We start from the raw sequence: 26,848 nt of genomic DNA, 5'->3' as shown, positions 1-26,848 counted from the left end.
CCGTCTCCTCCTTAACTCAATTGTTGTACATGTCTTGTTACTTTAGGCTGATAGCTTCGCAGTTTTTGCATCGCCGAGCCGTGATGTTCAGGGTATACTTCTATCATTTCTTCCGGTTTTTCCTCCGGCTCTTCCGCCTGTTTCATCATGACGAACTGATTCAACGGGCCGCCGAGCAATCGTTCAAGCGCCGCCATTGCTTCCGGTGCTTCAATTGATCCGACTCCCGCCTGTTTCATCCGTTCTTGATAGTCGGCAGATGATACGATTCCGACACTGCCCCAGTAGCTCCAATTCATCACTGCCGCCGAATACGGCCGAACTTGAGCCAAATGAGCGGCAAAGGCATCTTTGAAACTGCATCCGGCAGCATAATTGCTTTGTCCGGCCGCTCGTGCAAATGATTGAACAGATGAGAAGAACAAAGCAAAGTCCAGCGGCTCATTTTGGAACACGCGGGCCATATTCACGCTGACATTGACTTTCGCAGCGAGCACGCTTTTCAAACGGCTTTCCGGCATATTTGCCAGGCTCTGATCCTCTAAAACAATTGCGGAATGGATGATTCCGTTAATTTGCGGGTGCGTGCGTTTGATCGTTTCATACGCCCGTGTGAGCTCATTCGGATTTGCCGCGTCAGCTTCAATATAAATCGGCGCCGGGCCGAATTGGCTGAGTCTGTCGATTTTTTCCTGAATGGCGCTGTTATGTTTTCGTCTGCCGATCCAAACGACTCGCGCCTGATATGTTTTCACGGCATATTCGCTCCATGCCTCGCCGATGCCCCCCGCGCCGCCGATGACGACATAAACGCCGCCTTTTTGGTAGGCGGGCCGGCTTGACACCGGCTGCTGTACAGGAATAAGGCGCTGTTTGTACCAGTGATTGTTCCGGTACGCCCATGTATTGCCTTGCTCATCAAACGGCGCTGAGAACAGCTCCGCCTTTGAAACATCTTCCGGACATCCGGCATCAATCAGCCTTGTTTGCCAGTTCGGATACTCTTTTGCGAGCGAGCCGACCAAACCGTGAATGCCTGCATGAGCCGGATCAATAATGTCCGCCGGCTGTACGGACTGTGTTTTTATTGTGACTGCAGTCAAGCTGATTCGCTTGCCTCCATATCCTAAAGCAAGCATGGCCTTAATCACTCTGTACATCTGGATGACGCCCGCATCCTGAGCTTTTACCATGTCATCAGCGCTGTGAAAAGGAGCGATCCATACGATATGCCCGAAAGACCCTGTTGCTTTCAGTTCAGCCGCAACAGCCTCTATTTCATCCTCCGGGTTGATATGAAGCCGTTTCGCAGAAGGATGATGCAATTGAAAAGCCGCGCTTTCCTCATCCCCCGCGATAAAGACAACCTCTTCCGTCTTATATGCCGGGCTTTGATCACGGAATTCCGCGAGATCCCACACCGGAGCCAGAAGGTTTGCTCCATTTAATGATGTTTCCGGTGCGGGGCCTTCCATCATTCTGGAAGAAATCCCTTTAATTCTGACACAGACCCGGCCGGTCTCATCGCATAAGTCAATGTCCATACGCTGTATTTTTTCATCCGTTCCCCGGGAGCTGACATACGCCCACATACTTGTCGTGCACGGACTGAAAATGTCCAGTTCCTCAAGGGCGAACGGCAGTGACAGCTGGTTATCATCTGCGTGCAGCTTCAGACCGATTGTCGCTTGCAAAGCTGAATCAAGCATACACGGGTGAAGAACGTATTGATCTGCCGTTTCTTCGAGGAAGGAAGGCAGCCGGAGCTCAGCCAACGCTTGATTGCTTCCGATATGAATCTGCTGAATTCCTTGTTGTCCGGGACCGTAGTCAATGCCGATTTTGCTGAATAAGCCGTAACACTGTTCAGAAGTCAGTATACTGAGGCCGCATTGAGCTTTCAGTGCGCCTATATCACGGTGCGGAGCCTCCCCGGCGCTGAGAATGCCGGCAGCGCCCTGACAGTGTATCTGCCTGCCGCTTGCTTCTGTTTGTGAATCCGTGTAAATGTCATACACGATTTCACCGTTTTCCCTCGGGTTCAGGCTGATCTGCGCTTCAATCGGGCGGTTTCCCGCTTCGATCGGCCGAACCCAAACGATGTTTTTCAGACGGGTGACAGATGGACGTTCCTTTTGCCCTTTGACTGCCTGAGCAACCGCCGCCCTAGCCATTTCCAAGTAGGCAACGCCCGGCATAACCGGCTTGCCCTTAATAAGATGATCGGTGAAAATCGTCTCTTGTCCCGTAAATTCGGATCGGTACCGCTGCTCTGTTAAATCTGATACATTTTCGTGAAGCAGCGGGTGCAGCACCCGCGACGTCGGCACAGCTTGCGGTTTCTCTGCTTTCGGCCGATTGTCCGTGATCCAGTACCGCTCTTTCGCAAACGGGTAAGCAGGAAGACTCATCCGTTGAGGCTTGATATCAGAATATAGGCCGTCCCATTTGATATCCGCGCCCTGCACCCATAATTCCGCAAGCTTGTCATTCTCTCGGCGGCTTATCAGCTCTTCGATATCCGCCTCGCCGTTTGCACCTGCCAGAATGGATTTCAGGGAGGTTTTACCCGCTTTTCCTTTATAAATGCCCGCTATATCATAACGTCCTTTCGCACAGCTCTTTAGCTTGTCCCGAAGTTCTTCGGCCGAGGAAGCGATAATGGCCGCTCTTTCTTCCATCGCATCACGTCCCTGCTGAAGCGTGTAAGCAACATCCGCAAGATCCGCATCCGTAAAAGAAGCTTGCACCAGCTGCTGCGCCTGTTCCTGCAGACGCTCTTCTTCTTTGGCCGACAGCACAAAGATTTGAGGGTGTGTGAAAACAGCTGTTTTTCTTTCTACCTTCGGGATATATTCTTCAATGACGACATGGGCGTTTACGCCGCCGATGCCGAAAGAACTGATTCCCGCACGGCGCGGCAGATGATTGCCGTTTTCGTCTTTCAATGCCGTCCATTCTCTTTTTTCCTGTACGATGTAAAACGGACTGTCTTTCAGCTTGATATACGGGTTGATGACCTCGCTGTGGAGGCTTTTTGCAAGTGTTTTATGCTTCATCTGCATCAGCACTTTGATCACACCCGCGACACCGGCTGCCAGTGACAGGTGGCCGATATTGGTTTTGGCCGAACCCAGACCGCAGTGACTCGCGTAAACGGCGGAATCGCCTGTTTTTTCGTACAGCTTTTGAAAGGCGGATTTCAGGCCGTTGATTTCGACCGGATCGCCAAGCTCCGTTCCGGTTCCGTGTGCTTCTATATAAGTGACGGTTCTCGGATCAATGCCGGCTTTGTCATAAGCCGTTCTGACGACTTCCGCCTGGGCTTTCGGGTTCGGTGTCGTCAAGGAGTTCGCGCGTCCGCCGTGGTTGACCGCGCTGCCTTTAATGACGCCGTAAATATGATCGCCCGCTTTTTCCGCTTCTGACAGCTTTTTCAAAAACAGAATTCCGGCACCTTCACTGACGGCAAATCCGTCCGCCCTGTCGGAGAATGTTTTACATTTCCCTTCTTTGCTCAGCGCCCCCGCTTTGTCATAAGCAATGTGGCCTTGCGGAGTGACGACGGTATTCACGCCGCCGGCGATCGCCATATCGCAGTTCCCGTTTTCAATGGCGCATACGGCGTGATGAATCGCGACCAGCGAGCTGGAACAAGCCGTGTCGATCGGTTCACTCGGCCCGTGCAGATTAAGCATATAGCTGACGCGGTTCGGTCCCGCTGACGGACTCATATTTGCGGCTGACGCACCGCCGATATCCAAGTCGGAAAACAGTGAGCCGTATCCGGTATTCCCCGTGCCGATATACAGGCCTGTTTTCGTGCCGGAAAGGCTTTTAGCGGAATATCCCGCATCTTCTATCGCCTTCCACGCATACATCATTAACAAGCGCTGCTGGGGATCCATCTGTTCGGCTTCCAGCGGTGAAATTCCGAAGAACAGCGGATCAAAATCCGCAACTCCGTCAATAAATCCGCCCCACTTTACATTTGTTTTGTTGGCTTCATTAAGCGGGTCACCGTAATACTCACGCCAGTCCCAGCGATCCGCCGGCACCTCTGTTATACAGTCTTTTCCTTCTTCTAAGTTGCGCCAATACTCATCAATATTTGCGGCCTTCGGAAACACTCCGCTCATGCCGACAATGGCGATCGGTTCCGGTTTATATTCAGCCGCCGTCTGAACAGGCTGTACGGCAGTTTTTGCAAATCGTTTGTTCCCTGCCAGTCTGATGCCGCCATCATCTGTTACACCGCTTTGTTTTTCTTCTTTCGGCTGTGTGCTGCCGGCAAATTGTGTTTGATAGTCTTCTGCTAAATGATGCGCCAAGGCTTGAATCGTCGCATATTCAAAAAATACGGTCGGTGTCAGATCAAGCTGATAAGTGTCATTCAGCTTGTTGGCGAATTCCGTCAGCGTAATGGAATCAAATCCGTATTGATTGAACTCCAATTCGATATCGATTTCTTCAATGTTTATTTTCAGAAGCCCGGAAACCTCTTTTGCCAGCAATTCCTGAAGTTTTGCCGTCAGGTCTTTCGGCGCAGACGTTTCATCCGTTTTCTTAACCGGTGCAAAAGCGGCTGCAGGAGTCTTTTGAAGCAGCTTTTCCCGCATTACGGCGCGGTTTCCTTCCATGACGAGCACGCTTGTTTTCCCCATGCTCCATGCTTTGTAAAGAGCTTCTATTCCGGCCTCAGTGCGCATCGGCGTTACGCCGGTTCTTTTTTCGGTGAGCTTCGCCATTTCTTCATTGACTTGCATTCCGCCGTTTTTCCAAAGCGGCCAATTGACCGACAATGTGTGACCGTGGCGGTACATTGCGGTAACCAGCGCGTTGCGGTATGCCGCATAGCTGTCCATAAATGCGTTTGCCGCCGCATAATCCGCCTGTCCCGCATTCCCGGTGACGCCGGAAATGGATGAGAAAACGATGAAAAAGTCCAGCGCTAAATGCTCGGTTGCTTCATCAAGGTTGACAAATCCGTCCGTTTTAGGAGCCAATACACTGTAAAACTCTTCGGTTGTTTTCTTTGCGATATATTGATCTTTCATCACACCCGCGCTATGAATGATGCCGTGAAGGCCGCCATATTCCGTCTCAATTGTTTTGACCAGGTCTGCCGCAGTTTGAGCGTTTGTTACGTCAGCCTGCCTGTATTCCGCTTTTGCTCCGAGTGATTCAAGCGATTGCAGCTGCATCCGCTGATTCTCGCTTAATGCGGAACGGCCTGTCAAAACCAGTATCGGCTCTTTGACTTTGCGGGCGATTTCTTTCGCGAAAATAAAGCCTAAGCCCCCGGCTCCTCCGGTAATGAGATAAATGCCTCCGTCGTTCCACGGAATGCGTATTTTGCCGCCGGACACGGCCGTTTCTTTGACATCTGCGCTGTATCGGATGCCGTTTTCATATTTGATATGGCTGTCATCAGCCCGTGTTTTATTTTCTCTGATGATGTCTGTGATTCTGCCGTTTTCCGCCGGTTCTATTTCAATCAGCTGGGTTTTCAGTTTTTTATGTTCCAGGCCGGCTGTTTTTAACAAAGCTGAAATGCCTGAGAGCAGCTGATGCTTATCTGTTTTAGAGAGAACCGTCTGGATGAAGACGTCTCCATCCGTCTCTTCCTTCAGCAGTTTTTGCAGCGTCTCCAATATCCGTCCTGTATAATCACGGAAGCGCGCCGCCGCTTTCCCGTGCTGGGAGGTCATTTCAATACATGCAGCTCCCGCGGCTTCAACGGCTTGTTTCAATCCGGCCTCTGTGTCACAAAGCAACACGATATGCCGGGCAAAAACCGGTTCCGTTTGAACGGCGGTTTCATCGCTTCGGGTCCATACCGGCTCAAGCATGAGCGTTCCCGGAGCTTTTTCTTTTTTCTCAGGTTCTTTTTCAGCCATTCTGAATGACAAACCTTTCAGCCTTACGCACACCTTGCCGTTTTCATCACAAATATCAAGATCGCGTTTTTCAATCTGGCCGGCTTTGTGGTCTTCAGAAAGTCTGGCGTAAACCCACATCTCGGCAGCGCATGCGCTGAATACTTCAAGCTCCTGAACCGCAAACGGAAGCATCAGTTTTTCATCATTTGTTCCGGTTAATATGCTTGATGCCTGCAATGCAGAGTCCATTAAGCCCGGATGCATGACATACTCCTGTACTGTGCCCGCACAAGCCGCATCAAGTGACAGTCTGCCCAATACGAAATCATCACCTGTATAAATCGCTTTGACACCCCGGAAAGCCGGGCCGTAATCAAAACCGATTTTGCGGTACATATCGTACACTTCATCTGCAGAAAACGGTGTCTCGGCGGATTGTGATCTCAGCTTTTGGAGATCAATGACCGGAGCCTCGGCGTCAGGGCGGACTGATACTGCCCCTTGGCTGTAAACGGACGGCTGATCTGTTTCCCGGCCGCTGTAAATGTCGAATTGAACGTCATTTGCCGTTTCAGGAATGAGACGGATGTTGACATGAACCGGCTCGTCTTCAATGGTGATCGGCCGCACCCAAACCGTATTCTTAAGCTTGACGCTTCCTTGTCCGGCCGGAACTTCAGATGCCTGTTCCATTGCTGCGCGCGCCATTTCAAGATGTGCCACTCCCGGTAAAATCGGTACGCCTTTTACAACATGGTCCGCAAGGTAAAATTCTTTTCCTGTATAGATTGAACTGAACCGCTGTTCTGCAAGGTTTGAAGTATTTCTGTGCAGAAGCGGATGAAGCGCGTCTTGTTTTCCGGCAGATACAGTGCTTGTTTTTTCGTGTTTTCCGGTGCTTTTTGCCGCCCAATAGCGGTCTTTTGCAAAAGGATACGATGGCAGGCTCATGCGTTTAGGCGGCCGGTCTCCATACAGCTTCGCCCAATCGACGTTCAGCCCTTTGACCCATAATTCAAGCAGCTTCGCGTATTTGCCGCGTGCCATCCATTTTTCAACGGCTTCTTGAATTTCTTCATCTTCCGTCAGCATTTGCAGCGTGCCTTTGTCTATTCTTCCTCTGTACAAGTCCGCGTGCTTATCTCCAGTGATAAACTGTGACAGTTTTTCCTGCAGTTCTTCTGCAGATCCGGCAATAACCGCCAGACGTTCTTCCATGGCGTCCCTTCCGATTTGGAGGGTATATGCCATAGAAACGAGGGAGGATTGATCGTACCGTTTTTCAGTAAGCGCACGTTTCAGCTGTTTTGCCTGCTCTTTCAGGCGTTTTTCATTTTTGGCGGACAGAACGAAAAGACATGGGTCGATATGAGAATCATCTGCTTCCTCTCTGTCTTCTGGAATGTATTCTTCGATGACGACGTGGGCATTTACGCCTCCGATGCCGAATGAGCTGATGCCCGCGCGGCGAGGCTGTTCGCTTCCGCGTTCGTCCGTCTGCGTCTTCCATTCCATTGTCTCCCGCACCAGATAAAACGGGCTGTCTTCAAGCTGAATGTACGGATTTACCGTCTCACAGTGGAGACTTTTTACTAGTGTCCGATGCTTCATCTGCAGCAAAATTTTAATAATGCCCGCTGCTCCCGCGGCAAGGGATAAATGGCCGATATTCGTTTTGACCGACCCTAAGCCGCAATAGCCGGCCGCTTTCTCTTTTCCGTCTGCAAACGAGCTGAACGCTTGTTTCAGTCCGTTAACTTCAAGGGGATCTCCCAGTTCTGTTCCGGTGCCGTGCGCTTCGATATAAGAGACTGTTTTCGGATCAATGCCCGCTTTTTTGTATGCGGCTTTAATGACTTCCGCCTGTTGTTTCGGGTTAGGCGTTGTTAAAGATGCCGCGCGGCCGCCGTGATTCACCGCGCTTCCTTTAATGACGCCGTAAATATGGTCCCCATCCGCCTCAGCGGCTTTCAGCTTTTTGAGGAAAAAGAGACCGGCTCCTTCACCATGGGCAAAACCGTCAGCCTGATCAGAGAACGTTTTGCATCTTCCTTCTTTACTCAGCGCGCCCGCTTTATCAAAGCTGATATACACATCCGGAAGAACAATCGTATTGATTCCTCCCGCCAAAGCCATGTCGCACGTTCCTTCTTCAATTGAAGAAACGGCATGGTGTATGGCAACGAGTGAGCTTGAGCAGGCGGTATCAATCGGCTCGCTCGGCCCGTGCAGATTGAGCGTATAGCTGACACGGTTCGGTCCGACAGACGGACTTGTATTCGCCGCGGATGACCCTTCAATCTCCGCATCGGCATTGGCTAAAAGAGAACCGTAGCCGGTATTTCCGGTCCCGATAAACACACCTGTTTTTGTGCCTGAGAGACTCTTTGACGCATACCCGGCATCTTCGATCGCTTTCCACGCGTACGTCAGCAAGAGGCGCTGCTGAGGGTCCATTTGCTCCGCTTCCCGGGGTGAAATCCCGAAAAATAATGGATCAAATTCAGCAATTCCGTCAATAAACCCGCCTTGGTTGACGTTTGTTTTATTGGCTTCTTTTGCGGGATCCCCGTAATAGTCCCGCCAGTCCCAGCGGTCTTTCGGAATCTCGGTCATGCAGTCTTTGCCTTCTTTCAGGTTCTGCCAGAAAGCTTCAATGTCTTCTGCCATCGGGAAAATCCCGCTGATGCCTACGATTGCGATCGGTTCCGGCCCTTGGCCCCGCTGCACTGTCTGCGGAAGTGTCTCAGGCAGAGTGCGTCGTCGCTTAACGGCCGGGCGCGTGATTTGAGTCTCTTTTACCGGTCTTGCCGATTGAACCGTTTTTGTATTTACCGCAAACCGTCCGGCAAATTCCTCTTCGTATTCACTGATTAAATGAACGGCAAATTCATGGATTGTCGGATGATCAAAGAAAATCGTCGGCGTTAACGTAAGCCGGTACGTTTTGTTTAACTGGTTCGTAAACTCAGTCATCGAGATGGAATCCAGCCCGTATTTTGTCATTTCTTCATGAGGATCAATTTTGTCAATGTTTACTTTTAACAGTGAGGCCGTCTGCTGTTTTAACAGATGCTTCACTTTTTCAAGCAGGCTGTCAGCATCAATGTCATGACGTACGCCGGTCTCTGCTTCCGGATGACCATTCTCTTTGCGGAACAGTTTTGCTTTCATGTGTTTCACATCTCCTTCAACAACCGTCATCCGGGCTGTCCCGCTCATCAAGCCTTGATATAAAGCCTTGATGCCGGCATCTGTGCCGAGCGGTGCGATTCCCGCCTCCTGCATCAGCATATCTTCCGTCTGCTTTCCTGCCTGCATTCCGCCTTCTTTCCATAACGGCCAGCTGACAGAAAGCGTCTTTCCGTATCTTTGTCCTGCGGCTTGTAAAGAACGGCGGTACTCGGCATACATCTCCATAAAGACATTTGCAGACGCATAATCAGCCTGGCCGACGCTTCCAAGCACACCTGATAAGGATGAAAAGACAATAAAGACATCTAATTTCTCCTGTTGTGACGCTTCATCAAGATACACAAGGCCCTTCACTTTCGGAGCGAGAACGTGTTGGTATTCCTCTGCCGTCTTCTTCACCATGTAGTTGTCTTTTGTAATGCCGGCACTGTGAACAATCCCGTCCAGCCTGCCATGCCGTTTGCGGATATTGCGGATCAATCGGTATACTTCTGCTTCGTCCGTGACATCGGTCTGCTCGTAGAAAACAGAAGCGCCGGCAGCACGTACTGTTTCCAGCATGTCTATCTGCTTTTCTCTGAGAGCGGACCGGCCGGTTAGTATGATGACGGCGTCTTTTGTACGGTTTGCGATCTCTTTTGCAAAGATCAGACCTAAACCTCCCGCACCTCCTGTAATGAGATAAACGCCTTCGTCTTTCCACGGAATGTCCGGCTCCGCTTGAGAAATATCCATCTCTTCCCAATCAGCGGCAAAGCGCTTGCCGTTTTCATATTTCACATGGACGCTTTCGGCATGCATACGGTTTTCGGACGCTTTTTCCGCTATGCCTTCAGCACTTTCTTTCTCCTCGGCTTCGATCATTTGACAGATCAGCTTGGAATGTTCAAGGCATGCGGTTTTGAAGAGGCCGGTAATGCCTGAGAACACCCGCTGTAAGCCTGCTGACCGCGTAACAGCCTGAAATAGAACGCGGCCCTTCAGCTTGCTTTTCATTATGGTTTTAATATGGTCAAACAGCTGGCCCGCATAAGAATGATACCGCTCTGCAATAGATGCGGGACGATCGTCCAAGATAATGACGCTTGCATGTTCAAGCTTTGCTTCGACAGCTTGTTTTACGGCTTCATCGTACTCACAAAGGAAAATAATATGCTCTTCATACGAAGGCTCGTGATCGGCCGGTTCCGGCTGCTCTTTCCAGACCGGTTCAGCTAGCAATGTGTCCGTACGGCTGACCGAAACGCCGGCACCCGCGTTTTCTTCCATGATCCGTGTTGAGAAACCTCTCATCCGCACACAAAGCCCGCCGTTATTGTCATATAAATCAATATCGGCTTTTTGGATAGGATCGCCGGCTTTATTGTTCGCACTGAATGTGACGTGCACCCACATATCATCAGCGCACTGATTCAGAACGTCCAGCTCCTCTAAAGCAAACGGCAATGCGGCTTTGAATGGTTCCCCGCTTTCTGCAAGCAGCGCTCTCGTCACGTTTTGCAAATATTCGGCGGCCTGAAGCGCACCGTCCATCATACTCGGATGAAGGATATAATCAGCTTTTGTATGAGAGACGGATTCAGGAAGCTTCAATTTAGCAAGCAGCCGGTCTTCGCCTTTGTATACAAGCTGCACCCCTTTGTAACCCGGCCCGTAATCAGCACCGATCATTCCTTTGTAAAACGCTTGAGATTCGATTGTTCCCTGTGTGCACCGGCGCTTCAGCTGCTCAATATCCGCTGCTTCCTCCGGTTCCTTCCGGATGATTTCAGCGATGCCCTGATTATAAAGAGGAGCTTCTTCACCGATAGAATCGTTATCCCCGTACATTCTGTATTGAATCTGTCCGTCCTCTTCTTCATAAAGTCCGATATGGACACGGACAGCCTCCTGATCGGCTATCACCGGACGGACCCATACAATATTCTTTAAGCGCAGGCCCAGAGATTCCTCTGTTGCCCCGCCGATGCTTTTCTCCGCCGCGGCCCGTGCCATCTCAAGGGTAACGGCAGCCGGCACGATCGCCATTCCTTTAATGATATGCTCGGCAATAAAATACTCTTTTCCCGTGAATTCCGAACTGAACCGCTGCTCCTGCAAGACGGATGTATTCTGATGTACCAGCGGATGCAAAAGCTTGGTATCCGTTTGCTTCACGGTTTCTTCCGGCCAGAAGCGCTCCTCTGCGAACGGGTAGGTCGGCGCACTGATTCTTTGCGGCGCGGAATCCGGATACAATAAGCCCCAATCGACACGCGCTCCTTCAAGCCAGAGCGCCGCGAGTGCTTTCAGCTTTTCATCCCGTGTCTGACATGCCGCAAGCTCTTCCATCTCCTGAGCTGACACTTCTCTGCTTCTCACTTTTTCGCCCCGTAAGATGTTTTGGTCATTGCCGTTGATGAAATCCTGCAGCTGACGCTTCAAATCGTGACGATCATGACTGATAAAAACGGCTCTCTCTTCCATCGCTTCACGTCCGGTCTGATACGTAAATGCCAGATCATGCAAGGAAACATCGTTTTCGGCTTCATCCAGAAAGCCGGATAAACAAGATGCATAGGCAGTAAGACGCTGCTTATTTCTCGCTGACAGCGGAACGATATAAGGCGGCTGTCCGTCATTTGATCCGCTGATCGTTTTGTTTTCATACTGTTCAAAAATGGCGTGTGCGTTTGTTCCTCCGAGTCCGAATGAGCTTAACGCTGCGCGGTGCGGCGTCTCTCTCTCCGGCAGCGGTTTTCTCTTATCCGCCACATAAAACGGCGAACCGCTGAATTTGATATTCGGATTCGGTGACGTGTAATTAATGGTAGGCGCCAGCTCCCGATGATATAAACTCATGGCGACTTTGATGCACCCGGCCAGACCTGCTGCTGTATCCAAATGTCCGATATTCGTTTTTACGGAGCCGATCCCGCAATACTGCTCCCGGTCCGTGTAACGTTTATACACTTGCTGCAGCGCGGACATTTCAATCGGATCACCCAATGTCGTTCCTGTGCCGTGCGCTTCGATATAGGAAATCGTCTCCGGGTGAATATTCGTGCTGTCTAAAACATGCTGGATGACGTCAGTCTGACCTTTTACACTCGGTGCGTAAAAACCGACTTTATCCGCTCCGTCATTGTTCAGACCGATGCCTCTGAGCATGGCGTATATGTGATCTCCGTCCTGAACGGCTTGTGACGCCTTTTTCAGCAGAATGACGGCCGCTCCTTCTCCGCCCGCCATACCGTCGGCTGAAGCGTCAAATGCTTTGACATGCCCGTCGCTTGAAAAATTCAATCCGTTTTGGTGCACATAGCCGATGCCGCTCGCTGCATGCAGAGTTGCTCCGCCGACGAGCGCGTATTCCGATTCTCCGCTCGTTATACTTCTATAGGCTGAATAAAGACCGACTAATGATGATGAGCAATTGGAATGAACGAAATAGCTTGGCCCTTTTAATCCGAGCTTATGGGAAACCATCGTCGGAATCGTGCCGCTCTGCGCTAACACCCATGACACATAGCCGTCGGGAGATTCATGGCCTTCTGTCGTTTTTTCCGGCAAAAGCGACCGATACGAATTATTGCTTGCCGACATATATACGCTTGTCTTCGGAATCTCTTTCGATACATATCCCGCATCCTCGACGGCTTTCCAAGAATGAAGCAGCAGAAGCCGAAGCTGAGGATCCATAAATTCTGCGTCTTTCGGAGAAATGTGAAAGAACTCAGGGTCAAAGAGATCTTTTCCTTCTATCGTCGATAATGCCGGCACATAGTCGGGATTATCGATCAAATCTTCAGGCACGCCGGCTTCCCGAAGTTCTTCTTCCGAGTAGAACCGGACGCTTTCCTTTCCTTCTCTTAACTGCTTCCAAAACTCATGATGGTTTTTCGCGCCGGGGAACTGGCAGGAGATCCCCACTATCGCCACACTGTCATCAAAGTAAGACGGCACCCCGTTTTGCGGTGTTTGTTCTCTTTCTCTCTCATCTTGGCCGGGCGCCTCTGATTCAGCCGCCTGTTTTGTTTCAACAATAAATCGGCTGATCGCCTGAATGGTAGAGTGTTCGAATAAATTGGTGACGGTAAAATCGCATTCCAGCTCCTGTTTAATGCGTTCTGCTGCTGCAACAGCCAGAAGCGAGTCGCCTCCCACATCGAAAAAGCCGTCTTCGATTTTGATGCCCGCCGTATTCAGCAGGTCTTCCCATATTGCGGTCACTTTCGCTTCCGCTTCTGATAACGGCAGTCTGCCCGTCTTTTCAGACCGGTGAACGATTACCTTGCGCTGTTTTAGGTCTTTGCGGTTCACTTTTCCGCTCGGTGTTAACGGCAGCGCATCCAGACGGATAAAATGGGCAGGCGCCATATAATCCGGCAGACTCGATAAAAGATGGTTGCGGAGCGCTTTTTCGTCTGCCGTATGACCGGAGCGGGCCGTATAATAAGCAATCAGCTTTTTATGTCCGTTCTTTTCCTGAACCACAACCGCCTGGTCAAGGATATCCGGATGTTCGCTCAGTTTCGTTTCAATCGCTCCCAATTCGATGCGGAAGCCGCGAATTTTCACCTGACTGTCAATCCGGCCGGCATATTCTATATTTCCGTCAGGCAGCCATCTGGCCAAATCGCCTGTCTTGTAAAGTTTTTCTCCTTCACTAAACGGATTATCAATAAATGATGCCGCCGTCAGCTCAGGCTGATTGTAATAGCCTCTGGCCAGACCGGCGCCGGCTACGCAAAGCTCGCCGGCCACACCGTCAGGGACGGGGCTGAGCTTTTCATCGACGATATAAAGCCGTGTATTTTGAATCGGTTTCCCGATCGGCGTATTCCTGCTTGTGATTTCCTTTTGGCCGCAGCTGTAGTAAGCGGCATAAATGGATGTTTCCGTCGGGCCGTATATGTTTTCAATTCTGGCATGTTTGAAGATGGAAACTGACTTTTTAACTAAATCTTTCGGAAACGCCTCTCCGGCCACCATCACATATTTCACAGGGCCGTCTTCTGTAAATGCCGTATGCCGCTTTACCGTTTCCAGAAATACATTAAACACGGCGGGCGCAAAATTCAGATGCGTGACCTGGTGGGTTTGGATATATTCCATGCAAAGCTGCGGATTTTTTTCTGCACCAGGCGGCAAAATGACAAGCCGTCCGTTTCCGATAAACCAGCCGAATAATTCAGAAATCGAAACGTCAAATACGTAATTCGTTTTTAACAGATAGGCATCCTCTTGTGCGACCGGATACTCAGCTTCCAAAAACTGCAGCGTATTCATGATGGCTCTGTGCTCAACCATGACGCCTTTCGGTTTTCCCGTGCTTCCGGACGTATATAGAATATAAGCGAGATGATGCGGTTTTGAACGCGGCGTCAGTTTAGCCCCGCTGACAGAACGTCCGCTGTTTTCAATTTCCACCGTGCTTACACCGCCGATGGCCAACTGTTCAATCATGCCGCGCGTCTTTTCCTGCGTTAATACGATTGACACGCCGCTGTCAGTCAACACGTGGGCCATCCGTTCGTTTGGAAAAGCCGGGTCCAGCGGTACATACGCGCCTCCCGCTTTTAAAATGGCGAGGATGCCGATGACCATCTCAAAAGAACGCTCCGTACAAATGCCGACCGGGCATTCCGGTGTGACGCCCTTTTCTTGCAGGTACACAGCGAGCGCCGTGCTTCGTTCATCTAATTCGCGATATGTAAGACTGTTTTCACCGAATGTGACGGCCTCTCTGTCAGGGTGGCGTCCGGCTTTTTCCGCAAACACTTCATGAATGCAGCGCTCATTCGGCTGATGGGATGAACGGCTTTCATCCCGTTTTTGATTGAGCAGGCCGGAACAGGCTTCAAAAGCGATCTCCGGATCAGAAAGCACCTTTTCTGCCAGTTTCACATAATGCTCCGCCATTCGTTCGATGAAAGAAGGGCTGTAGACATCCGGGTTGTACAGAAATTGCAGGACGGTTCCCGTTTCTTTTTTATAGACTTCAAGCGCAAGCTCAAATTCGCCTTCCTGATGAATGTCTTCTATCATTTCAATGCCGAGTGATTGATATAGTTCCGCCAGCTTTTCCGCTCCTTCTGTCCGGAAGAAGTTTTGATAGAAAAACGCGGTTTGAAAAACAGGCGACACCGCGGGCGAGCGTTCCGTCTTCAATTCTTTGACAAGCGCGGGAAACGGATACGCGGCATGGTCCAGCCCTTCTGCCAGTGTCAGCTGCAGCTCCTTCAAAAACGACGTAAAAGATTTGACGCCCGTCTCCCTGCTTCTGACCGCGATCATATTAATAAAGTATCCGATGACAGACTCAAATTGAGCCTCAGAACGCCCCATCGTCGGCATGCCGACGATGACATCTTCCTGATTCGTATATTGATAGAGCAGTCCTTTGAAAATAGCGAGATACACAACGGATTCATTGACATTATTTTTTTGGGCGCAAACTTTAATCTGCCGGTTCAGTTCATCAGGAAGCAAGCGCTGATACGCCTGCCCTTTGCAAGTTTGAACCGATGATCTCGGATAATCCGACGGAAGCTCAAGCACCGGCAGCGGTCCTTCCAGCTGCTTTTTCCAATAAGAGAGATGCGTTTTTCCCGCTTCGCTTTCCAGCAGCTCTTTTTCCCATTTCACAAAGTCATGATAATCTGCGGCCTGCTGAAGCATGACAGGTTCTTTGCCTTCGCTTGCTTTTGCATAAGCGTCCAGCAGCGCCGACATAAACGTCATAAGAGAGACGCCGTCAAAAATGATATGGTGAATGGTGATTAACACAATCGGCTCCCGCTTCGCCCGCCGGAATACTTGAACACGCAGGAGCGGCCCGGTTTCAAGCGCGAACGGTTCTTTTGCTTTTTCTTTAATAAACGTAAGCGCATCACGCCCGCTTAATTCAGAAAGATCCATTTCTTCAATCGGAAAATGCCGATCCGTATCTTCTATCTGATACGGAAGGCCGTTTTCCTCTTTTATCACACTGGTCAAAATAGGGTGCTGGCGCTGCACGGACAAAAGGGCGTTTTTGAATGTCTCGATATCCAGCTTTTGAAAACGAAAGCATAACGGAATGTTATATGCGCTCATCTCCGGAAACATTTTCTGAAGCATCCACAAACCTTTCTGGCCTTCAGAAAGCGGACGTTTTGCAGTTGTCCGCTTGAAAGCCTGAAGCTTTTGTTCTACTTCAGCGATGGTGAGCGTTCCTGATCTGTAGGCATCGAGAAGTTCTTTATGATTCATAGGTCTTACTCCCTTCTATGATGTCTTGCACTCTTTTAAAATCTAATGTCCCCTCAGAGACCTGTTTCATCATGGCGATGATCTCCTGATCCGTATACTCCTTGTTATCCGGAGCGGCGGCTTCTGTTTCGGTTTCTTCCGTTCTGTAAAACGTTTCGATCGTTTCTTTGTGTTCTGTCAAGTAATAGCTAATGACGTCTCCGAGCGTGGCATAGCTGTAAAATAACGCCGGAGTGACTTCAATGCCGTAATGACTCGTCAAAAGAGCGGCAAATTTGGCTAAATAGATGGAATCAAATCCGAATTCCGCCCAGTTTTTATGCAGGACGAGTTTATCTTTCGATATTTTCAGCAGACTGTGTATCAGCTCTTTCAAATCCGCTTCGAGCCGTTTTTCTGCGCTTTCTTCCGGGATGCGGCGGCTCACGGTTTCCAAAAGCGCATCCGGTTTTGATGAATCGTCCCGCCGTATGCCTAAAAATCGTTCGGCACGGCTTCTTTCGCCGGCAATGACAAGGCACTGGGTGTTGTCTTGAGAAATGACGCGCTCAAATAGCTCAATGCCTTCATCTGTTTCTAACAGGCGCTGGCCGCTTGATTTCAGGTACATGCCCGTCGTCTCTTCACCGCCGACGGCCATTCCGCCGTTTTTCCAGACCGGCCAGTTGATGACAAAAGCGTTTCCGCTTTCTGATTGTTCGTTTTTATAGTTGGCATACGCCATTTGGAACCTGTTCGCGACCGCATAATCACAGCAGCCGAAATCTCCTAAAACAGCCGATGTGGATGAAAAGTAGCAGATGAAATCAGGCGTTTCGTTTTTCAGCCACTCGTCAAGAAGCAGGCTTCCGTTTATTTTCGGTTCAAGCGTACTGCGGAAATTCCCGATTTCATTTTCAAAGACGGATGTTCTGCTTTCGATGCCGGCCGCATGAATGACGCCGTGAATGGCTCCGAATCGTTCTTTCGCGCGCTTGATGCAGTCGCCCATTCCGATCGGATCACAAACATCGGCTTCGGCGTAAAGAACACCTGCGCCGAGATTTTCCAGGTCTTTCATTTTTTCTTTCTTTTCTTCATTGATCGGCGACCGCCCCGTGAGAATGACATTTGCCTGGTAGTTCCGGGCGAGATGGCGGGCAAATAAGTAGCCGAGCCCTCCTAATCCGCCTGTAATGAGATATGTTCCGCCGGTTCTGATCCTGCCGTTTTCTTTCGTTAGTCCGGTTGGTTCGGTGTGATAGACATATCGTTTTCCCTCTTCCAAGAAAACGGTATGGTCTGTTTCAGCTTTCAGCTCGTCCCAAATGGTTCTCATCCAGTCCGTTATGGCCGCTCCGGCTTTTCTGAAGTGGCCGGTAACACTTGTTTTCGGGAGAACAATGCCGAGCGAACGCTCAAAGCCGATCCATGATTCCAAGTAGCACCTTTCCAGACCGGATGCATATTCCCCCGCCAATAACAGCCTTTCCGGCTGCAGACCGGTCTCAGCCATTGCTTTGAGAATATGGACGATACATGAATAATCTTCGATGCAGCTTTTATCTTCAAGCGCCCATAAATACAAAATGGCAGAAGCTTCACCGTACTCTTTTTGAATATCCGCAAAAGCGTTCACATATGATTGCGGATCTTCCCGCACCACTTGGCAGCGGCCGGCGGACAGAGCCTCATACCGGTCTCCCTGAGCGATAAAAATAACGTCAATGCCACTGTCATACGATTTGATCACAGAGACGGCTTCCTGCTGCTTCTTCTGATCAGATAAGAAAGAAATCACCGTTTTGACTTGCTTTTCTCCGGCAGCCGGCAGAGCCTGTTCTTTAAGAACTTCTCTAAAAGCCATCACTTCAAACTGTTCCGCCGGATCACTTTCATCAGCCGGCGCCTTAACGGGCGCAGCCTTGCTTTGTACAGGCTGCTGATGCCAGAAGCGTTCTTTCGCAAACGGATAAGCAGGCAGGCTGATGCGGGCCGGAGGACGGTCTCCGTATAATTTCGCCCAATCGATGTCCAATCCTTTTACCCAAAGCTCAAGCAGCTTAGAATATTTCCGTTTGCTGATCCAAGCGTCTATGATTGTTTCCAGATCATCATCCGCCGAAAATACGGCAAGCATCCGTTTGTTTTCTTCCGTGCCGTCACGGTGCAGTCCGGCGCTGTTTTGTCCGGCGATAAATCCATTCAGTTTTTCCTCAAGTTCATGAAGTGAATGGACGATAAAACCGAGACGCTCTTCCATCGGCACCCGGCCCGTCTGAAGAGTAAAGGCTATGCTCATAAGGTCGCTGCCGCTGTATCTTTTTTCACGGATGGCGTCTCTGAGCTGTTTTGCTTTTTCAGTGAGCCGTTCGCTGCTTTTCGCGGACAGGACGATGATGGCGGGCTGATCTGCCGGCGTCTCATCAGGTTCTTTGTCTGCCGTATATTCTTCTATGACGAGGTGGGCGTTTGCTCCTCCCGCGCCGAAGCTGCTTAACCCCGCCCTTCTCGGTAGCTCTTGGCCGCCGATGACGGGACGTTTCCACTCACCGAGCTCCTGCTGAACGGCAAACGGCGTATACGCGAAATCAATATTCGGATTCAGCTGTTCCGCGTGCAGGGACGGCGCAATTTGGCGGTCTTTGAGCTGGAATAGTATTTTTGTCAGACCCGCAATGCCCGCGGCGCTTTCACAATGACCGATATTTGATTTTGCGGAGCCGATGGCGCAAAACTGTTTATCTGTTGTATCCTCTTCAAATGCTTTCGTTAATCCGGCGATTTCAATCGGATCTCCTAATGCGGTCCCCGTACCGTGGGCTTCAATATAACTGACGGTGCGCGCCGGGACGTTTGCCCTTTCGAAAGCTTCTTTTATTAAGGCGGCCTGCGCATTCGGATTCGGAACGGTGTATCCGTTCGTTTTGCCTCCGCTGTTAATGGTGCTTCCTTTAATCACACCGTAAATGTGATCGTTGTCGGCAATCGCCCGGTCCAACGGCTTTAATACGACCGCTCCTACCCCTTCTCCGTCGACAAAACCATCCGCGCGGTCTCCGAACGATTTGCACGTGTCGCCTGCGGAAAGCATGTTCATGACTGACAGATTCATATAATGGATCGGGTCGGTCACTATGTTTACGCCCCCGGCAATCGCACATTCGCTTGAACCGCTGTATATGCTCTCAAGCGCCAGATGAATGGCCGTCAAAGAAGAGGAGCAGGCTGTATCAACGGCAATGCTCGGCCCTTGGAAATCAAAAAGGTAAGATACCCTGTTGGCAATGGACCAATAGCCGTAGCCTGTCGGGTAGTTTTTGTTCATCGCGCCGGCAAAAACACCGATTTTTCTGCTTTGGCACAGGTTGTCAGGCGTATAGCCGGCATCCTCGATACTCGCATACGCCGTTTCTAAAAATAATCGCTCCTGCGGGTCCATTCGCTCCGCTTCCAAAGGAGAAATCTGAAAGAACAGCGGATCAAACTTGTCCATATCCTCAATGAAGCCGCCCCATTTCGTATAAATAGAGCCTTCTTTACCTTTCTCTTCATCGTAGTAATCCTGCCAGTTCCAGCGTTCCCGCGGGATTTCTTCTATGCAGTTTTTTCCTTTTTTAATATTAGCCCAAAGCTCAGCCGCTGTTTTTGCCTGCGGGTAGCGTCCTGAAACACCGATGATGGCCACGTCGCGAACCGAACTTTGCCGGACGGTCTCTTTGGCTGCCCGTTTTTCCCTCCGCCGCCAGTCAGTGCGAAGCGGCTTAGCAGGCTGTACAGCCTGCGGTTCTAGTGATGCCTTCCGTTCTTCCTGAACAGGCGTTTGTCCCGTCAGTTTGATCATCGCGTCTTTTTTCGTCTTGATTAAGTGAGCGACGAGCGCCTCAATCGTCTGATATTCAAAAAATAAAGTGCTGCTGACTTGGTCCAATACATTTCGTAACGCGTTTGTCAGCTGTACGACGACGATAGAATCAATTCCGTATTTTTCAAGCGGCGCTTTCGGATCAATTTGAGCCGGCGGAATTTTTAATGTTTCTCCGATTAACGTTTTCAAGTACTCGGTGCTTTTTTCTGTTAAAGACGTGTCGCCTTTTTGCACCGTTGTTTGCGCCTGAAGTTCCGGCGCATGTACTGCTTTTGGCGGAGCGGTCCGTTTTCCGGCCCCTGCTTTAAGCGTTTTTTGGCGAACAATGCCGTTGCTTTTTGCCGCTATAATCTGATGGCTTAATTCATGTGCCGCTTCTGCCGGGAAGAAGACAGAATGCCAGCCTTCACTTTCTAACACGCGTTTCCAGCTTTCCGGATACAAGCCCGGGCACCCCGGAATACGAAGGGCAGAATCTTCATGCAGCCACCAGCCTTCAAGCAGTCCGAAAGTAATATGCGGGAACAGGCTGTTTCCCGCCATTTCATTTAAGAGCAGCAAACCGTTGTCTTTTAAAACGGCTTTGGCGTTTCTCAGCGTCTGTCGGATGTCTTTCGTCGCGTGGAGCACATTGGCCGCAACGACGATGTCGTATGCGCCCGGCTCTATGTCCTGGCCGGCAAGCGGCGCTTCTGCGTTAAAAAGCTTATACGTCAGATAAGGATTCCGTTTGCCGTATTCCGTCTCCGCATGCACGAGAAAAGCTTTCGATACATCGGTGTAACAGTATTCTTTTATATGGTTTTGATACGGCCTAAGCTTTTCAAATATGCCTGCGCTTGTGCCGCCTGTGCCCGCTCCGATTTCCAGTATGCGGATCTCGGCTTTTGAATGTTTGCTGATGTTTTCTTTCACATAAGCCGTTAATGTATCTGACAGGGCGCTGTTAAAGTAATCCGCGACTTGATTGTGCTTATAAATTCCTTCAACAAGTTCCATTGAAGAGTGCGGGAACATGATGTCTGTCGCCGGCACGTCTTCGCGCAGAATGTCCGGCAGTGCTTTAAGCATCGTCTCGGCTAAAACAGTCATCGCTTTTGTATCGGCGTTATTGAGCCATTCCTCTTTTTCCCGCTCCCATTTTTGCCATAGCGCGGCGGTTGTGTTTTCGGCTCGCGCCGACAGTTTATATGAATCCGCATTCCCTTCCAGATAGCCATGTTCCAGAAGGAAAGCGATCGTTTGATTGAGCCATTTTTTAAAGTATTCATGTTCGGGCTCATACGCTTTAAGGCTTTGCGGCGTCAGCAAGTCTGCTTCTTTAAGCTGGGCGATCAACAGCTGATACAGAAAATCATCAAGCTCCTGATGTTCAGCCTCTCTAACAAGACGTGCGCCGGGCGGAGCGACCTTCGGCTGTTGTGAAAAGACAAGCGGCTGAGGCGGATAAACGGAAATCTTTTCTCTTTCATTCATCCCTTCGACTGCGACCGGTTTTGTCGTATGAATGAAAGCCGCCTGATCAACCGGCAGCGTCATAAGGGTTTCAAGCGCCTCCATTGCAGCGTCCGGTTCGATTAATCCCAATCCGATCTGATCCATCAGCTGAATAAAATCCCCGTCTTCAGCCGCTTCGCTGTTGCCCCAATAGCCCCAATTCATCACTTTGACCGGACAATTCCATGTCTGATCAAGTTCTTTCGCAAATGCGTCACTGAAAGCGCATCCCGCGGCATAATGGCTTTGTTTCACGTTATGGATAAATGCCACAAGCGAGGAGAAGAAGAGCGCAAAGTCAAGCGGCTCCCGTCCAAATACCTCCGCCATGGACACACTTACATCGGCTTTTGCCCGCAGCACCGATTTGAACTCTTCTGTCTTCATATTATTTAAGCTTTGCTCAGACAGATCCATTGCCGAGTGGATGATTCCGTTCATTTTTGTGTGGCGCTCTTTTATGAACTGATAAGCCCGCTCTAAGGAAGCACTGTCGGCGGCATCGGCGGAGACATATTCAGGCGCCGGGCCGAATGCGCTGAGCCGGTCGAGTTTCGCCTGTATGGAATCATTCAGTGTGCTTCTTCCGATCCAAATGATGCGTGCTTTGTAGCGGCGGATCATGTATTCACTCCATGCCTCGCCAAGATACCCGGCGCCTCCGATCACGGCATAAACCCCGCCTGTTTGGTACAGCGTGCCGTTTTTCGGCATATTGTCAAGCGGTATCAGCTGCCGCTCAAACAGCTGCTGATTGCGGTACGCCCAAATTTGACCGTTTTTCCCGGCAGAAAGACTGAGCGCCTCTTCGATCGGCCAGCTGCCGTCCGTTTCTGTGTCAATCATGCGGATATGCCAATGCGGATATTCTTTCGCCATTGTTCCGGCAAGTCCGCTGACTGCGGCTTGTGACGGGTCGGCGCTGTCTTGATCCGAAAACGGCTGGGCATTTGCTGTGACGATGCACCAGTCCAAACGTTTTTCTCCGTACCCTAAGGCAAGTAATGCTTTCATCAGCTTGAACACATGAAGAACGTTTCTTTCCTGTTCCTTGAGGCTGTCCGCACTCTCAGCCTGCGGAGCAAGCCAAATGATTTGCTCCAGTTCTTTTTGTCCTTCAAGCATGTGCGTAAGAGATGTGATATCATCCGTACCTCTGATCGGATAATAGGAAGCGTTCGGCAGATGTTCTTTTATGCGCGTATGTCTCGAATCCGTTCCGCCGAATACTGCCGTCTGCTTATCCGCCGCTGCTTCCCCGGCTTTTTCAAGCGCAACAGGCTCCCAAGCCGGAATCAGCATCGTATGGCCGACAGGCGCCTCCGAGGTTTCTCCGCCCGCTGTTTGGCCTGTGTCAAGCGCCCGGACGGACGCGCCTTTCATCCGGACATAAACCGTACCGGCATCATCACACATATCAATGTCAAATTTTCTTACGTTGTCATCTGCTTTGCTGCCTTCTGTGTACCGGATATATGACCAGATATGTTCAGGACACGGCCCGAACACTTCCACTTCCTGCATCGCAAACGGCAAAGAAAGCTCGTGGCTGTCTGCATCGTCATGTATCGATCGGACAAGCAGACCGACGGATGCGTGAAAAGCGGCGTCCATCATACTCGGGTGAAGCGTATACTGTTCTTTTTTGTCATGTACGGCTGCTGGGAGTGAAATACGGGCCAATAATCGGTCTTCTCCGATCAGCAATTGCTGTACGCCCCTGTATGCCTCTCCGTAATCCAGACCGATCTTCTCAAAAGCACCGTAACATTCTTCCGCAGTCACAATTCCTAAATTGCAGGAAGTTTTGACAGACTCGATATCAATCTGGGCGCTTCCCGGTTCGGTAATGACCGCTTCACCCTGGCTGTGAATAACCGGATCTTCGCCGTTTTCTGCCTCACTGTATATTTCATAGGTAATCTCACCATTATCTTCTGGGTAAAGGGCAATATGTATTTCTTTCGGTTTGTCTTCAATCATGACCGGCCGGACCCAAACAACCTGTCTGAGTGTGACGCTATGGCCTTTTTCCGTCACGACAGCGGCCTTTTTGACCGCCTCAGCAGCCATTTCCAAATAGGCGACGCCCGGTAGTATTTTTTGTCCGTTGACGACATGGTCAGATAGGAAAAATTCATCTCCCGTAAAAAGAGACGTGAAGCGCTGCTGCGAAAAATCTGACGTATTTTCTTGTAAAAGCGGATGCAGTACTGTGCCTGACGGGCTTTTCTCCTGTTTTTTCTGCTGCGGAATCCAATAGCGTTCTTTTGCAAACGGATAAGTCGGAACGCTTGTTTTACGCGGTTTACCCGAAGCGTACAGCTTATTCCAATCTATTATTTTCCCTTCTGCCCATAACTCGGCAAGCCGTTTCGGATCGTCCGTCTCGGGAGCGGCTTCGCTCAGTTCCGGCAGCTCGGCTTGTCCGCGCCAAAGACCGGGGATGTTTTCGTTTCCTTTTACGAAATCATTCAGCTTTTGCTTCAAGTCGCGGATGTCATTTACAAGGAAGACAGCTCTCTCCTCCATTGCTTGACGTCCTGTCTGAAGAGTATAAGCCAGTTCAGACAGCACCGTCTTTTCTGAAAGCGATCGGGCTAGTTTTTCCGCATAGGCCAGAAGCCTGTCTTTATTTCTTGCTGACAGCGGGATGAGTTTTGCTGCATCGTTCTCAGGTGCAGGCGCTTTTTGTTCAGGCTGAATGTATTCTTCTAAAATGATATGGGCATTCGAACCTGATGCACCGAAGGAACTGAGCCCGGCCCTGCGCGGATAATGTGTGACTTTACCGTTTTCTTCAGCTGACGGCTGCTTCCACGGAGCATTCTGCTGCTGTACGTAAAAAGGAGATTCCTCAAATTTCAGGTAAGGATTTAATTCCGCAGAATGCAGTGATTTGACAAGCGTTTTGTGATGAAGCTGCAACGCCGCTTTTGTTAACCCGCTGATCCCCGCCGCTGATTCTGCGTGACCGATATTTGATTTGACCGAACCGATGGAACAAAATTGCTGATCCTGCGTCCCTTGGCTGAACGCTTTTGACAGACCTTCAATTTCAATCGGGTCTCCTAACGAAGTACCTGTGCCATGGGCTTCCACATAACTGACGGTCCGCGGGCTGATACCTGCTTTTTTCAGACAGGCCTTAATGACTTCTGCCTGTGCAGCAGGATTCGGGACGGTAATTCCGCTTACTTTCCCGACGTGGTTAACGGCGCTTCCTTTAATGACCGCGTAAATGCGGTCGCCGTCTTGTTCGGCTTTTTCCAGCGGCTTCAGCAATACCGCACCGACTCCTTCTCCGGAAACGTAGCCGTCCCCGCCCTCGCCGAATGTACGGCAGCGGCCGTCACTTGAGTGCATGCCCACGCTTCCGTAGCTGAGATATTTCGCCGGGTGCAGCGACAAGTTCACCCCTCCCGCAAGCGCGGCCTCACATTCGCCGCGGCGGATGCTTTCAATGGCCAGATGGACGGCGGTCAATGATGAGGAACAAACGGTATCCACCGCGATGCTCGGCCCGTGGAAGTCACAATAATAGGACACTCTGTTGGCGATCTGCGCATAATTCAGTGAAACCGGAAAAGGATCAGTTTCAGATAATTGTTCTGCGCCGATTAAGGAATAATCTTTATGCATCACCCCTGCAAATACGCCGATCGGATGCTGTTTTTCCCCTTTATTTCCCAGCGTTTCAGGCGTATACCCCGCATCTTCAATCGTTTCCCAGCATGTTTCTAAAAACAGGCGCTCCTGCGGGTCCATCGTTTCCGCCTCACGCGGTGAGATTCTGAAAAACTGCGGATCGAAGCAGTCGGCATCTTCAATGAAACCGCCCCATTTTGATACTGTTTTTCCTGACGGGGACGTTACGTTTTTATATGTTTTCCAATCCCAGCGGGACTTCGGAACTTCAGTGATGCAATCCGTGCCTGCCTTCAGGTTTTCCCAAAACTCCGCCACACTTTTCGCTTTCGGATAGCGGCCGGCCATTCCGATAATCGCGATGTCTCCGGTGTTTTTATGATGTTCTGGCGCGTCCGGCGCTTCAGCTTCAGACCGTGATGGTTCGGCTGCACGTTCCGCACATTCAAATGAAACGGTCTTTTTCAAAAAGGCTGCGAGTTCTTTTATATTTGTATATTCAAAGAGAAGAGTGGGCGCGAGGTCCGCACCCGTCTTTTTATTGATATCCTGTACAATCTCAAGCAAAGAAGATGAATCCAGCCCAAGCTCATAGTAGCCTGCAAGAACGTCCAGCGTCTCCCAAGGCTGCCTAAGCTTATCAGCCAAAAGCTTCTTTAAAAACAGAATGATGTCTTTTTCATCTGCGCTTTCCGGCTCAGTTGCAGCCTGTTGATTCTGTTCGGCTGTATTCTCGTCTTCTTCGAACCGAACCGCTTTTCCCGTAATGTTTTTAAGCTCCGCCACCTTTTGTCCGGATCGGCTGAAGTACTCGATCGTCATCGTTGTGAGTTCTTTTTCCTGACGGACGCCGGAAGCGGCGATACGCGCCGTGCACTCAGATTGCAGCCTGTCGGCGGCCGTGAACGATTCATAATATAAAGGCAGATGAAGCCGGTTTGTTTCAGAAAGCAAACCGCTCGCCCCGATTCCGCTCGCATCCAAAAGTGCCGGATGGAATAAAAAGAAATCTTTTCCTTCTTCGCAAGAAAGCTCAGCCAGCATTCCGCCTTCTGTTTCGTACAATCGTCCGTTCGATTTCATCATGCCGGAATGAACCAAGTCATGATCCAGGCAGCGGTTATACATGTCATCAAGATTCAGAGATCTGCCTGACTGCTTCACATCGCCGAAATCAATGGTTTCGTCAAATGTCACAGCGTCTCTTTTCACCATTTCAGCCGTCGCATATTGTATATTGTCTGACAGCTCGTCACCTTGCTGTTTCTGCCCTGAAAGGGAGATGAGCCACTTTCCATCTCCGCTATCAGAACATTGAATGGTCAGAATGATTGCAGCCGTTTCACTGACGGTTAAAGGCTGATAAATCGTAACGTGCTTCAATTCGAGCTCATTGTATACATAACCGTGTTCCTGAAAAACCTGATAAATCAAATCGATATAAGCAAGACCGGGCAATACCGCTTCACCAAAGACCTTATGGCCCTTCATGATGGGATGATCCAGTGAGATATTGATTTTTTCCGATATCATTCCTTCCCAC

Annotated in this window: 2 protein-coding genes; both read right to left on the bottom strand. The window is 50.2% G+C overall.

Going from position 1 to position 26,848, the window contains the following annotated elements:
- Positions 1-11 precede the first annotated feature (11 nt).
- Positions 12-16,313 (bottom strand): non-ribosomal peptide synthetase, encoded by a 16,302-nt coding sequence (locus BR62_RS0116385; protein WP_032871528.1) that lies wholly within the window; start codon positions 16,311-16,313, stop codon positions 12-14.
- Positions 16,303-26,838, bottom strand: coding sequence for a type I polyketide synthase (locus BR62_RS0116380; RefSeq protein WP_032871526.1), 10,536 nt, complete (start codon positions 26,836-26,838; stop codon positions 16,303-16,305). The genes BR62_RS0116385 and BR62_RS0116380 overlap by 11 nt, the downstream gene beginning before the upstream one ends.
- Between the last annotated feature and the right edge of the window lie 10 nt (positions 26,839-26,848).

This window comes from Bacillus sp. UNC69MF (genome assembly GCF_000746035.1).
GTDB classification, from domain to species: domain Bacteria; phylum Bacillota; class Bacilli; order Bacillales; family Bacillaceae; genus Bacillus; species Bacillus velezensis.
This window is presented reverse-complemented; position numbering and strand designations above follow the sequence as displayed.

Bases quoted from the DNA above. Each gene is read 5' to 3' on its own strand.
- BR62_RS0116380 (WP_032871526.1), bottom strand. From the start codon at position 26,838: ATGATATCGGAAAAAATCAATATCTCACTGGATCATCCCATCATGAAG.
- BR62_RS0116385 (WP_032871528.1), bottom strand. From the start codon at position 16,313: ATGAATCATAAAGAACTTCTCGATGCCTACAGATCAGGAACGCTCACC.